This window comes from Clostridium sp. AF32-7AC, from assembly GCF_003477925.1.
Lineage (GTDB): Bacteria > Bacillota > Clostridia > Lachnospirales > Lachnospiraceae > Otoolea > Otoolea fessa.
Genome location: NZ_QUEG01000015.1, coordinates 21,107 through 35,832 on the forward strand (window position 1 = coordinate 21,107; position 14,726 = coordinate 35,832).

At 50.0% G+C, this 14,726-nt stretch carries 5 protein-coding genes; all 5 read right to left on the reverse strand.

Annotation, left to right across the window (positions count from 1 at the left end; genetic code table 11):
• Nucleotides 1–26 precede the first annotated feature (26 nt).
• The 5 genes from DWZ45_RS13980 to DWZ45_RS14000 all read right to left on the reverse strand — a co-directional run bounded on the left by DWZ45_RS13980 (nt 27) and on the right by DWZ45_RS14000 (nt 14,479).
• Complete coding sequence (locus DWZ45_RS13980; protein WP_118469478.1) at nt 27–1,358, reverse strand: lactate dehydrogenase; 1,332 nt, start codon at nt 1,356–1,358, stop codon at nt 27–29.
• A gap of 67 nt (nt 1,359–1,425) precedes the next feature.
• Nucleotides 1,426–6,255 carry a cytidyltransferase-related domain protein gene (locus DWZ45_RS13985; RefSeq protein ID WP_118469479.1) on the reverse strand — a complete coding sequence of 1,610 codons (4,830 nt, stop codon included), beginning with the start codon at nt 6,253–6,255 and terminating at the stop codon, nt 1,426–1,428.
• 259 nt (nt 6,256–6,514) lie between these two features.
• On the reverse strand, nt 6,515–7,024 hold the full coding sequence (locus tag DWZ45_RS13990) for a heme-binding protein (RefSeq protein ID WP_118469480.1): 510 nt from the start codon (nt 7,022–7,024) through the stop codon (nt 6,515–6,517).
• Nucleotides 7,025–7,347: 323 nt separating this feature from the next.
• A complete protein-coding gene (locus DWZ45_RS13995) occupies nt 7,348–14,028 on the reverse strand; it encodes a YDG domain-containing protein (protein ID WP_118469481.1) in 6,681 nt (2,226 codons plus the stop codon).
• Nucleotides 14,029–14,062: 34 nt separating this feature from the next.
• Entirely contained in the window at nt 14,063–14,479 is a 417-nt protein-coding gene (locus tag DWZ45_RS14000; RefSeq protein WP_117796264.1) for a hypothetical protein, read from the reverse strand.
• Nucleotides 14,480–14,726 lie beyond the last annotated feature (247 nt).

Sequence of the window (14,726 nt, forward strand, 5' to 3'; positions counted from 1 at the left end):
TTCCTTCCTGCGATAAGACTCATTGATCAGACAATCCTTTTCAGATTTTCCTCCGCCGTCACAATCCGCTCATACAGCGCATCCGGCAATGGCAGAATTTCTGTTTCCAGACCATATTCGGTATAACGGTTTTTCACGCCCATGAAGATACCGCCCATGAAGACGGAACCGCAGTGCCATTCGCCGCGCATCATCAGAATCAGGGAGATTGCGCCGGAGGAATATGCCGGTGCGATAAACGGCTTGAAACCGATCGCGCGCATATGCAGGTTTGCCGTTACCGTCAGCTGGGTCAGTTCTTTTGAAAGCTCGTCGTTGTAATTCTCAATGGAATCTGCGATGACGAGATCCTGTCCATGCGGTCCGAAGGAACGCCCCTCAGTCAAAAACTGTGAAAACCGCCCGTCGCGCTTCGCATAATAAGCCGCACGCGCATTCATAACGCCCAGTCCGAAGCCCTGTACCTGTTCCGGGCGGAGTCCCTTTAAATCAAGGATGCCGTTTTCGTCCTTGTTGCTCTCCAGCCATGCCGTCTTTGCCAGCGGGTCAACCGGATCGGAGACAACGGCAAATAAGCCCTTGAAATGCTCGGCTCTCGCCTGTCTTGCATACTGCGCAACGATCTTGGAGTTATTTTCAAACTGGTACATCCGCACATCCTTGACACCGGAACCAACCGGCGGGATTCCCTTGGAAGCAACAAATACAAACACATCGCACTTAAAGAGGTCTTCCGGTTTTACCACATCGACCTCCGGCAGCGCGTCATATGCCCACGGGTACGCGATCTGGTTTTCCTCAAATTCCCAGCGTGCGGTCACTTTATCGGAAATATCACAGATGCCGATCGAACTGATGCAGTCGCCGCCCAGAAGATGAAGCCCGGTCAACAGCGTACTTCCGACGTCGCCGATCGCCAGCACATGGACTCTTTTCTTCGTTTTCTGCGGTTTTTCTGCCAAAATAGCCTCAAAATCCGGATGCAGGCGGTTGACTGCGCGCATCACGCCCTGAATGATCGCAGCTTTGACTGCCTCGTCAAGTTCGCAATTCACCTTTTCTGCCGCGCCACTCTCAGATGCACCGCTGCCTGCCGCTTTTTCCGTCGATTCTTCCAGCTTTTTCTTCATCGTCTCCGCCTGCGCTTCCAGCTTCCGGCTGCTTAACCAGGAAACATTCTCTGCCTCCTGGAATAAAAGCAGCGGCGAGTTTACCTTAAAAGAATCTCTTCCGGTTCCCGGCTCGCGTTCGAATAAGAATGTGAGCGGTGTGCCCGGGTGCGGCATTTCTGCCTTTTCGTATGATAAATTTCCATTGAAGGAACAGCAGATTTTATCTCCAATTTTATAATAGTACATATTGCATACCCCCTGCTCTTTTTTGATATCTTATATAATATTATTTTGCATTATTTGACATAATTTCTCACTTCCGCGTCCGATACAGCATCTCCAAATCATTTTCCAGATACACCGACGCTGCCAGATTCGGATCGTAGCTGACACACTCGCCTTTATCCGGGCAGAGCGGCAGGATGACCGCTTCAGACAAGCGGCTTAACGTCAGGTTTCTCGCAAACAGCGCCCGGTACTCGGATTCGAGCACCAGAAGGATGTTGCGCGCATTGCGGATGCAGCACGCAGAGAACTCAAACGCGGCTTCCGGCGTACTTCCCTGTACCGGCGGTGCGGCATACGGCAGGATCATATTGATCGACGGCGTCAGTCCCGCCACCTTCACGGTATCGCGGCGCACCGTATCTCCTCCAATGAACGGGTACAGTGTGGACTCGACAAACCAGTTCCGCAGGTTCGGAATATAATAAATACTGTCTACCGGCACGCCCTTCGTCGCCATCGTGTCGCGCCCATAGCCTGAAATCATACCTAACACCAATTTTTTGATTTCCACGCCCTCTTCACGCAGCATCGGCTCCAAGGCCTCGAAACGTCCGCCGTGATGCAGCAGATCATCCACCAGAATCACCGGGCGGTCAAAGGACTTGATAGCCTTGATCTGGCTTCGCAACGGCGAATAGTACGGGAACGCTTCGATCGACTTCTCTTTCAGCTCCGGATCGTACACTTTATCTGTATGCAGCGTCTTCGTCACCGTATTCGGAATAACTTTTCCTCGCAGGATCTTGCCGAAGGGCACGCACATCGCCCCGCCGAGGCGTCTCGGCGTCACTGGGTCACGCGGCACACCATTTAACGCCGTGATCCGTTCCACCAGACGGTGGTAAATCACGCTCGCCGACATCGAAAGAACCAGCTGTCCCGGATAGAAGCGCGTCATCGCCATCTGCAATTCCCGATGCGCCTTGTAGATCGCATCCAGAACGCGCGGATTGCTGGAAAATGGTTCTTTTAACGTTGTTTCCAGATTCTGCACTAATACAAGCGGCGCATGCATATCGACCAGATAGAGCGGCGCGTCTTCCGGGGATTCCGGCGCCTTCACAAAGCCCTGGCGGACCACCGCCGACAGCACGCGCTCCGGGCAGTAACCGTCTGCCGGGAAGAAAAGTGCATAGCCGCATTTATACTCAAAGGACCGTGCGATCGCCTCGGTTAAAAGCAGCTGTTCCGCGTCGTAGATCATCGGATCGCGCTCGACATAGATACCCGAAATCAGAAGAATCTCACCGTAGGTATGGCGGCGCACCTGATCTGCCAGACTGACCTGTCCCAGAACGGCAAACAGCTCATCCGGCGCCAGATAACGAAGCCGTGCCACTCCGACCAGCCGGTTTTCCTGCACGGTATTCCTAAGAAGCAGCAGCCGGTCGCCCGACTCCTTCATCGAATTCAACAGGTTCTCGCGATCTTCTTCGTCCCGCAGAACGAAATTCGAAATTTCCGCCAGAAGCATTTCATCCGGCATCTCCACCTCCTCATAGGAGATCGCACGCGCGCGGATATATGGTTTATATTCCGGCTCGCGCAGATACAGACCATTGTAATAGATATATTCCTGCACAGACGGGTCGATCAGGTTCGAAATATCCCGGTTCAGATCGACATTTTCACGGATTCTCGTCGAACTGATGTCCTCCAGATGCTCCGGAAGCTCCAGTTCCACGACCTTGCCGCTAATCTGATCCATCATCTGACGGTTGTATTTATTGTCCGCCTTGACATCCCCCACGCGGCGGAACGCGATGTGGTTCATCGAATGAATCGAATTTTTGACCGGTTTCTTCTTATAAGAAGAGGCATTGGCAATGACATCGCTGCCGACCACGATATACAGCTCTTTTCCGGAAAATACCTCTCTCAGGCGTTTCAGATCCGCCGGATTGGCAATATTGACCGGAATCTCATCCGGGAACAGATTCACATGGAACTCATCCGCCACCGACATACTCACGATCTGACGGCGGATCAGATGCGGCTGCGCCTTTTTTGACCAGGAAAATTCATCGACCGCCAGAAAAACCTCATAGCCGCGATCGCGAATCTCGCGGACAATCTCCTTGTGTGACAGCGTAAACGGGTCAAATGTGCCTGGGAAGAATGCCACCTGGTTCCGCTCCTTGATCTCTAAATTGCCCTCGGTCATATGATACTGCGTGATGAACCGGTAAATATTAGAAAGGGACGCCGCACGATAAAATGCCGTCAGCTCATTTCCCTTATTTTCATTGAATAAGAACAGCATCTTGCGGAAGGACAGGGCGAACAGCTCTTTTTTCTCCCGGCACTCCATCCAGGATGAGCCGAAGACGGTCTGCCCCAGCACCAGCATCGCCTCCTGGCGCACCGACTCGCGGTAATTCGCCAGACCGCTGAGCAGGATGCCAAGCAGACGTCCGCGCCGTTCCTCGCATACCTCTTTTTCCTCCGCAAAGCGCTCTGGGTAGCACGAATACCGTTCCAGCAGCACGCCGACCGTATCAAGCGCAACCGAGACTATCTGGTCGTTTGCATTTGCCATCATGCCATGCAGGTAGGAAACGATCTCCTCCAGCTGTTCCGGCGGCAGCCACAGCGCCGCCTGCCCCAGATACTGCGGAATATATTTGGAAAATTCGTACTCACCGACTTCCAGCCCCTTCATCAGCTCAACCACGATCTCATTTCTCTGATCCGGTGTCAGAAGCCCGATGATGCGAAGCAGGGCGGTTCCGGCATCATGGCGCACGATCACGTGCTCGCTGACTTTTACAAGGTTTGAGAGATGCGCTGCGATATGCAGCATATGTTCCTGTTTGCCATGGGCGATCTGATCGACGAGCAGCTTGATATTGGCCGACTTGATGACCCACGGCGTCGCTGTTTTGAGGTTATCCAGGAAAATATCAGAGACAACATCGCGGTCATACAAAAGTTCCTGTTCTCTCGCCGTGTCCTCTCCGAGGTTACTTAACACGCGGTATTTGAGGAAGGTCATCGTGATATTGTCCTCAACCTGCGCCGCCCTCACGCACACGCCGATCTCGGCACAGCACGGATGATCCGGCTGGTACGCCGTCAGAAGCTTGAACGCGCGCCACGATGCGATCCGCACATCCGGTTCCCCGCTCTGCGACTCAATCAGGGCAAATTTTGCGATTTTCCCCAGTTCCTCTTCGCTCAGTTTATCAAACGGCATGAAATGCACCGTATCCAGCAGGGAAAATGCCTCGCCCGGATCCAGCTCCTCCGCCCGGTCATACCAAACCAGAAATGCCTCCAGAAATTCCCGCAGATCACCCGGCGTCGCATGATCAACCACCGATGCCAGCACATTTTTCAGGTGATAACGGATGCGCCTTTTCTGCTGCAGCATCAGCTTATGATCCGGTCGGATGATCATTTCCAGATATTGCTTCCAGATCTCCATCACGCGCTCCTCGGCAATATCCGGCATGCCCGCCGGGCGCTCCTTGCGGTAACCGGCGTTGAACTGCGCGATCACGTGTCCGATCAGCCTCGCCGCCTGCGCGCGGATGTCGCCCTCACGGTGCATCAGAAGCTCATATAAAAAGCCCAGCGTCTGCTCTTTCTGTTTGTCGTTTGTGTATGTAAAATATTCACGGAAAATGTTTAAGTACGCGCGGACACTCTTCCAATCCTTCTCGCTGCGCGCCGCCTCGAGGAGATTGCCAAACTGGCGTTCCGCCCCCATCTGATGCATAACGCGGATATTATGCTCGATACCCATGAAAACGAGGGACTGCACCGTCTGCTCTGCATTCCGAAGGGAAATATCCGGCAGCACCTCCGGCTTTTTCGGGTGTCCATTCAAATCCACATCCACACCGAGAGACCGCATATAATCCTCAAAATCATGCAGTTTGGAATAAACAAAGCGGTAACGGTTTAATTTGACCTCGTCCACGTTGTCGAGTTTCGAGAGGATGACGTTGAACGCCTCATCCAGATTGGAAATGTAGGTAATCTCACGCCCGTCGTCGCCGCGGCTCTGTTTTACACGGAAATCGGCATAGATCAGCACCAGGGATTCAACCGACAGGTTTTCCGGTTCCAGATCCCAGGTCGAATGGTTCGCCGCGATATGACCGATGTATTCCATCGAATGGTTGTTAAACCACTGGTTTGTATAATAGTAATGAAGATACGGAACCCGCTCATTCGGCTTGCAGCCGAATTTGCCGAGATCATGTCCCGCAGCCGCGCCCGAGGTCAGCGTCAGATCGATCGGAACTCCCGCCGCATAAAGCCCGCGTGCCACCGTCATCGCGACATAATGCACACCCGCGATGTGTTCCAGCGTCCGAAACGGCGTCACCTCCGCATTGAGGCGCATCATCTCATAGATGTATTCCTGTGCGAAAAACTTCTTGAAACGGCTGTATTCTGCCGCGCACTCAAAGCTTGAAGCTTCCTCATCACCCAAAAATGCAAAGTCCTCCATCGGTTTGTACGGAAGCACCGCCCGCTCGCGGTCAAACACGAACTGAAGCACTGCCAGATAGAACTCCGCACCGGCGGAAAAAGCAGCATTTTTCTTCTTAAACTCCGCATCCGGGTAGAGAATATGGCACACATACTGGTAGGTAAACTTCATCCAGCCCTCTTCCGGCTCATGCCCTAAAAGGCTTAACGGTTCCTCGCAGATTTCGTAAACCGCCCTGCAGGAAATCCGTTTTTTAATCGGGAAAATATGGGCAAACTGTTCCTCCCAGTGATCCTTGTTCATGAGCATCATGACATTTTTCCGGCTCAGCCCCGACCGGTCTAAAAAGTCTTTTTCACAAAGGCGCTCGGTCAGTTCCGCAGCCGCCTGACGTACCTCTTTTTTACTCATCCACATCCCTCACATTCTCTGGATCTCTCAGATGCTTCTTTGCTGTGCAAAAACCATCTGAGTCATTGCAAATATTCTTTTCATATCAAATTTTATAATACTTGAATTATACCACCAGGTGGGGAAGTGCGCCATACAAAATAACGGATAATTCATCGCCATACGGCACAGTAAAACCACAAAAGACGCCTGCAAAAATGCAGATAGCTCATCTACCTTCCATTTCTGCAAACGTCTTTGTTTTTACAAGTCAATCGTTTTATGGCTGCTCTTTCCGAATCTCCGGAATCTCAACTCCCAGCTGTTTCGCCATCGCATCCGCGATCACCTGATGATCGTCCCAGTGTTCCATGCCGGATACCATCACATAGGCAAAAGGACGGCTTCCATCTCTCATGAAAACCGGAATGCAGCCGCCGCACACGAAGAAGTTCTCCTCGCGCACTTTCCAAGATGCTTCCAGTTCTCCGGCTCTCGATGCCGTCAGCGCCCGCAGCGAGCTCATCCCCGTGAGCCGCGATGCTGCCAGCTTGTTGGTCATCCACCAGTCTGCTTCCAGCGTCGCGCCCTCCATCTTGTAGGCAAAGACGGTCGTCTCGTCCTCCACGATGCGGACAGCGACCGAACCGTGATATTTTTTCTCCGTGACCTCTGCAATCAAAAGCCCCAGCTCAAGCGCCTGTTTCCGGGTAAATGTGTCGTAGCAAAGTACGGATTCCTGCTGTTTCAGAATCTCATTCCACTGTTCTTCGGTGTAGAAATTCTTCATGTGTTCCCCCTCCTGTGTCGGTTTGTTTTCCCCTTGTGAATCAGATTATGATCCCCCAGGGTTCATTATATCATACGTATTCTCACCCGTCCACTCACGAACCCGCGCTATCGCGCTCTACCGCCCTGCTTCGCATGGCTGTTCGTTCGTTAATGGCGCAAGAAAAGAATATGTCTGCTTCGCAGCCGCATTCTTTTCTCCTGCGCTCATTATATTTTTTCATGAATACAGCTGTAAACACATTGGAATTTCATTTTGACTCGGCTTCATAAGGTATTTAGATAGAAGCCGCAATCAATCAAACTTCGACCTAAATGTTCTTTTTACTGTCTGTCTTTCCCATCCCACACACCATTTTCATCTACATAGTAGCCGTCCGGTGTCAGACGTCCGACATACAGGATGCCTTTTCTTCCGTCTGAGGTCGGGTGGAAATAGTGCCATTTGCCGTCAATCAGGACCCAGCCGGTCTGCATGCCGTGTTCCGGATCGAGGTAGAACCAGCCGCCATAGTCTTCGTCGCGCATCCAGCCGGTCTTGATATAGCCGCTTTCATCGAACGCCCACCAGTTGCCGTTTACCTGCTCCCATGCATATGCAATGCCATTTGTACCGCGTTTTTCTGCCTTCGGGTAGCTGCTGTCTGCGAAGCGCAGCCACCATCCATGTTCATCCTGCATCCAGTGACTCTTTCCGTCATTGGCCGTACTGTTGGCAGTTCCCGTGAGAATACCTATGCTGCTGTTGATTCTTCCCTTCACCGGATCCTGCCTGGTCGCTCCGCTGCCGGAAGACTTGTCACGTCCGGAGGAAGCGCTCTGGCTGCCTGATTGGTCTGGCTTGTCGGAGTCTTCTGGCTTGTCGGAGTTATCTGGCTTATCCTCTGCCGGTGGAGCTGCCTTACTGATTTCAAATGTAAGGGATGCCGGAGCTGGTGTGTTGTATCTGGATTCCCACGTATCAAATTCACCAAAATCAAACTCGGCTTTGATTGTGTGGGTGCCTACAAATGATTCTCCCGGCTTCATCCACTTAAGTACAGCGGTTCCATCTTCCCCTACCGAAACTATATCTGCATCCGGATTTTCATTATCATAGAAATGAACATAACCCTGCAGCTTGTCCTGGTAAACGCCCTGCACTCTGGCAATGATATCAAAATTCTCTTCCTCTGTTCCCAGAATTTCTTTCGAAAGCTGCACTCCGGTCGTCCGGTTCACAGCCGTTAACGTAAGGGTGAGTGTTTCTTTATGAATGTTTATAGTTCTCTTTACAGGTGTAGTTGTACCAAGATAATTTCTTCCCGCTGCCATGGTGATGCTTACATCTGCAGAACCGGTACCTTTAATGGTCACCTGTCCCTGTGCGTCCACGGTGAGAACATTTTCATCCAAGCTTGTATAGTTCAGAGCTCCATCTCCCACTACATTCACACCTGTCAAGGAAAAGCTGTCGTCTCCATAGGTTTTTTCTCCGGTCCATGCTTGCGGATCGATCGAAACCGAACCCTGTATCTGATGGATCGTTCCGGTCTGGGCTGGATATATGATACGGTAATTCTGCAGATTCACTGCACTCTCGCCTGTCTCAACCTTTGCCTCTGAGGAATCAATGGTTACCGTCTTACCGGTTCCGGCATTGGCATCTTCAAAGTTTCCTTTCAGACCGCGGATGGTATAGATTGGGCCCGGAGTTCCTATCGCTACCGTCGCCGCTAATGCGATGTCGGTATTTCCGTCATAAGGCTTTTCAATAGGTGTCGTAACAACTGCGGTCAACTCTTTCGGAGATATCTCCGGAATCACACTTCTTTTCAAACTATTTCCATACTGCCCTTCCGACGCTCCATCCGGTATAAATTCTGCCTGATATGCAGTGGTTCCCGTTACCTCCGGATAAATGGAGGAAGCGGACTTTCCGCTCTGATCCGCACTGAACTTCCATGTTCCTAAAACCGGTGATCTATTATAATTAACAACCTGAAATCCTTCTGCCAGCCGTACCGGAATCTCTGAAAGTGCCTGTCCATAGGTTCCATTCGCTTCAAAGGATACGTCGCCAGCGGGACCTTTGAACTGTAAGATATCCGGCGTTGTCACAGATAAGCGATCAGCCGACTTCGATGCAAAACTGTTGTCTGTTGCTTTCACGCGAAGGGTTATATAATAGGTGTTAGCCGGCTTCGGTGACGTAAACGTCTTCTCCGTCCGCCATTGAAGCTCACCAGACTCAGATTCAGCAATTCCATACTCATACTTGGCATCAGTCGGCTCGACAATTTTGATAGAGTTGCTGGTTTTCGTTACCTTTGTTATCTTATCCGGTTTTGCCGGTCTTACCGGAATCGTTATTGCGGCTGCTTCACCTGCTGTGGAACCTGCGGCTGCCTTTCGCACATACAGGGTAATCTCTCTCGCATTCTCCGGCTGATTGTCCAGAATTTTCGTCAGAGAAGCTTCGCCTCCTGCCCGGATCTTCGTCCAAGTTGCAGAATTCTCGGATTCCGCATATTCGAGCTCATACAGAGCCGTATTTTTCAGGACTTCCCTTTGATAATCAATAGAAGTCTGTTCACGCTCCAATACATTCTCATCTTTACCTGCCTCAACCTTTCCGGTAAATTCCACACCGCCAAAGGAGGCTTTCACTGCCTCCGAAGCCGGAAGGTACATATAGAGCTTTCCGCTGGAATCTGTCCGGACATCCTGAAAGCCGTAGGAGCTTTCTTCAATACTTGCATCTCCAACCAGTGTATTATTATCATAGATACCGGTCAGATCCGCTGTGGTGTAATAAACCGGGGTACCGTTCCCATCTTTTATTGTATTATTCTTCTGCCACGTTTTGCCTACCTGCTCCCAGCCATAAATGATCGGTCGCGGTATATATCCATCCGCCTCCTTCAAACAGATCGTTCCACCCGTAATCGTCACATCAGTTTGTACCTGTGTATTACTACTTTCTCCCATCCCAATATGTGCTACTTTCCTATACCCTGTCGTTTTTTTATCCAGACATATGGTACCACCGTCAATCAGCACCTTCGACGAACTATCCAAACCACTTCCGATGCAGGCTCCCCGTTCAGAATAAGCTGTAATCATTCCGCCATGAATCTCAATCTCTGCAGTTATCGCCGGTTTACTACGGGCATATCCAATACCACTTCCAATTCCGGCACCGTTCTCCGAGCTTGCATTCACCGTTCCGCCTTCTATCACGATTTTACCGGTTCTTTCCTGGCTATCAGCACTTCCTGTTCCGATTCCGGCACCCCAACTACCTTTTGCAGTTACAACTCCTCCGCTAATCCGTATTTCTTCTACACTTTTTCCTGCCGAAGCACCGATGGCAGCTCCCCTAGGATTGTAATCCGTCATTTTTGCAATTACAGTTCCCCCCTTGATGTGAATGATTCCTGTATCCTGTCCTACATTTCCTCCAATTGCTGCACCCGTCTTGCTTACCTTTGTGTTATTGAGCACCTCTATGGAGCCCTGCTGTTCCGGTTCACTGTCAATCGTAAGCTTCGCACCTTTTGCCACGCTGATGCCGGCAGGTGAAGATGAAGATTTCCCTGATTTATTAATCAAAATCTTGTTTTCCCCTTCCAGATAGGTAGTCACATGGGACGCTCCGTTTATCTGAATCGGTGCGATAGCCTCTGCCGGTGTAATCGTAAGGTTCCTTAATACGAGCTTTAATTCCTCGGAAGCTGGGGTATTCACAGAGAGATGATAATTCTCTACTTTCCCAGATGAAGTGATCCGATAGCATTTATCATAGGACTGGTCTATTAGCCTTGCTGTAACCACCTTGCCGGAATCATCTGTTTTAGAATATGAAATTGCCAACTGACCATTTTCCTCGGAAAAAGATATATTTCCAAGGGACAGATCCAGCTCTCCCTCCAACGCCTCTGCATCATTTAATATGATGATATCCGTTCCTGCATCCTCTGCCTTTACCGTTCCGCTGTCTATAGTAAATCTTCCACCGGAGCTGCCTAATTCTCTGATGCCTGTATTTATCAAAAACCGGTAATTTCCGGCCGGAAGATATGCCAGAGCATATGCATGATTGCCTGCTGCTTCATCAATTGTCAGCTTCCCGTCAAAGGCAAACTGGCCTTTGTCCTGCGTTAAATCCACCGAAGCTTCTGAAGCAGCTCCAGCCAGCCGTTCGGCTGTCAGGGATACATTCTCTGCCGCCTGCACCTTTGATGAGTAGAAGTGGAACCGGACAGGATACAGGGATTCTCCGATGGTAAGGGAAAGATTCGTTTCCTTCTCTGACTTCATCGAGAGGGATCCGGTTACTGTAAAGCTATTCGTATTTTCTCCTTCTTCCTGTACCTGAACCGATACCGGAATCTCTCCGGACAGAGGCGTATACCAGCTGACTTTACCAGTCTTTATCTGATAACCGGAAGCTTTTTGAGATAAATAGGTTACTACATCCGGTGCAGCGCCGCCTTCACTTGCTTCTTCCCCGATTTGAACCGTCAGTGTATAATTCTTATCGTCCCTCAAACGGCCATCATGGATGGTCAGATCCATTGCCTTCTGGTAAGCGGCTTTTCCCAGCGTGACGGAGATGGTTTCATCCTTTCCTTTGTTTAGAACAACGCTTCCCTCCATCGTCTTAACTGTCCCGCCACCGGAAGGCTCCAGCGCTACAACCATCTGCATATTTCCGGAATAGCCCATCCACTGGGTTATATCCGGTATCGTTCCCCTGAATCCTGAGACGGTCATCTGAGTGCTTTTTTCATAAACCGGATTTTTTCTCTCTGTATCATTTTTCCAATACAGGGCTATGTCAGCCTGATAGGTTTCATTTTGTAGCTGGTTATCATAAGCGGTGATCTGGAATGTTTTTTTCCCGTAGGTACATTCTTCTCCTCGGGGCGCAATCTTGCTTTCAAGCGGCAGCTCCAGCTGCACCTCCTCGGAAATAGTGACACTGCCGCCTTCCATTCCATTTCCATCAAGAGGCCATAACTCTCCATAACCAATATTTCCACCCGTTACCTTCACAGATCCACTTAATATCTGGATATCGCCACAGGATAATTTTAAATCAGTCACTCCATTCCATCCGCTGCCGATGGCAGCTCCCAGATATTCTGATTTTTCATTCTTATAAAAAGATACGGCTATATTGGGAGCTTCGTCTTTCCTCCCGCCGATCACGATCGTGTCTACACTTCCACCCATTCCGCCTCCGATTCCAGCTCCTGTCTGCCTTCCTCCTTTTGCGGTTATCTTTCCACCCAGTATTTTAATGGTTCCGCCGATTCCATAGCAACCGGTTCCGATTCCGGCTCCTCCATGATAATCCCTCGAATAGGAAACCCAATAAGCTCCACCTTCAGCTTCGATAGTTCCGCCCTTGATTATAATCGTTCCTGTCCTACAGTTATTATCTGCACCTTCGTCACTTGCTGTTCCTTTTCCTCCGATTCCTGCCGCACCATATCCGCCTCCGGTCGCGGTCAGACTTCCAGTGCTCTCTTTTGTAATGATCAGGGTCGCTTTTTCCTCAACCCCAATTCCAGCGCCGCCATATGTACCCTTTAATGTATTTTCCCCTTTTACTGTTAGATTTAATTTTGCCTTTCCTTTCAGAAGGATTCCGGCTGCATCATCTATGATATCAGTGCCATAGCCAACATTTACATTATCGATCGTTAAATTTACCGTAACATCATCAATTACAATACCACCTTCGATTTTCCGGCCTTCCGATAATCTCTCCGTCGGATGATAGGTGCCAGTGATCGTCTTTCCATTAAACTTAGACACATTGGTTTTATCAATTACCAGATAATTTCCATCCAGATCATACTCCTCGCCTGCCAGAGTCATCAGCTGCATCTCTCCTACGAGAACGCAGATTTCCGGAAGCTCTGCCTCCTCTCCCAGTGAATATTCCTCCGGCAGAACCGGTGTATAGACATAGGCACAGCCGTTGTAGTTCTGGTTTGCCTCCTCATAGCCTGCCCAGGTCTTCGTCGAGGTCTCGACCGGCTCGCCGTCCTCGTCAAATTCCTCGAAATAGTCTTTTTCGGAAATGCCGCCGTGAAACTCCGAAAGGTCACTCTGCTCTTCGTCCAGTTTCCAGGTTATGCCGGAAATCTGCCAGACTGCCGTTTCCGCATCTGTATCTTTCTCTGTGCCCTTATCCACTGCTTCCACCAGATGCACGTTCTGGCTGTCTTGCGCCAGCGTTTCATCCGCCTCTTCCACCTTAACCTCCAGTGTATCCGGAAGGATGATATCGCTTTCTTTGGCACCCAGAGGGAGCTTCTGCACCGCAACTGCCTCATCTAACTCCGAAAATCCGAGGATTGCCGGGCCTTTTTCTTCCGGAAGCACCGTCACCTCGATGCTTGGCAAAAAGCCGGTATCCAGTTCATAGCGGCTGCTTTTCAATTCCGCATCAAACACATAGGTATCCGGTGTTTCTCCGTCGTATGTATCTTTCTCACTGAAGGTCTCATCCAGAACCCAGCGGACCTTTACTTCCTTCCAGTTTTTATCGGTTTTCGTCCCGTCCGCATCGGATGGGGATGCTTTCTGCTCAGTGTCATCCACCCCCCCTATTTCCGATTTTTCTGTAGCATCTGCCTCAGATGGGGATGCTTTCCGAACTGTACCATCTGTTTCAGATGAAGAAAGCGTCTGAGACTTTTTTTCTGTTTCCACTTTACCGTCTCCGCTTTGAAGCTCCGACGGCGTAGCAATCTTTTCTGCACCGTCTTCTTCATCCGATGCTTCTTCTGCCAAAACCCGCACCTTCAGCTTGTCCGGCAGCTCCAGATCCTTATATTTCGTTCCATACGGAACCTCCTGATGCAGGATTTCATCCGAAAGCTCCTTCACTTCCTCGATATACTGCACCGAACTGCCTGCCAGCACCTGCGGGTGCCAGTCACAGGTATTCCATATCATCACCGCCGCCAGCACCGCTGCCAGGGCACGCTTATATTTCTTTTTCATGCTGTTTTCCTCCATTTATTCTGAGCGAATTTTTCTATTTCAGTCTGTTTCCCACTTGAACAAAATACTTTTTCTTCCGAGCCAGCAGGCTTTCGCTGCACGCCGCCAGAAGTTCTTCTAATTCTTCTTTTTTCGTCGGAAATACCCCGAATGCAGTCACATGGATCCGCCAGGATTCAAGGGCATTGTCCCGGTCGGAAAGCCAGATCAAGGACGCCGCCGGGTTGTTTTCCCGGATTTTTTCTACGATTTCCGCTCCCTGTCTGCCCTGGACGGATGCCAGCATAATGAGGTAGGGATTCCCCTTTACAAAGTGCAGATATGCGTCCAGATCGCTGATATACGTGTGAATCATCGGCCATCTGCGGTTTTCAGTCAATATTTCACGCAGCATTTTTTCCAGTCCTTCAATGTCGGTCGGTTTTTCTCCATATATCACTACCCGTACCATATCCCACCTGCCTTTTTTGATTTATCTGTAACAACATTTCATTTACATTTCGGGTCATAACTTTTATACTATAAGCATACCAAATGAGCGATTTAATGAAAACCACATCGACGCAAACGGTCAAACCTCGACCTAAATGGTCACAGTTTTGAATAAAGGAGAATATATTAAGTAATCGAATTTATTGACCAATGTGATTAAATGTGTTTAAATATACTCAAAGGAGTAAATTATTATGAACACATCA

Bases quoted from the DNA above. Each gene is read 5' to 3' on its own strand.
- DWZ45_RS13980 (WP_118469478.1), bottom strand. From the start codon at position 1,358: ATGTACTATTATAAAATTGGAGATAAAATCTGCTGTTCCTTCAATGGA.
- DWZ45_RS13985 (WP_118469479.1), bottom strand. From the start codon at position 6,255: ATGAGTAAAAAAGAGGTACGTCAGGCGGCTGCGGAACTGACCGAGCGC.
- DWZ45_RS13990 (WP_118469480.1), bottom strand. From the start codon at position 7,024: ATGAAGAATTTCTACACCGAAGAACAGTGGAATGAGATTCTGAAACAG.
- DWZ45_RS13995 (WP_118469481.1), bottom strand. From the start codon at position 14,028: ATGAAAAAGAAATATAAGCGTGCCCTGGCAGCGGTGCTGGCGGCGGTG.
- DWZ45_RS14000 (WP_117796264.1), bottom strand. From the start codon at position 14,479: ATGGTACGGGTAGTGATATATGGAGAAAAACCGACCGACATTGAAGGA.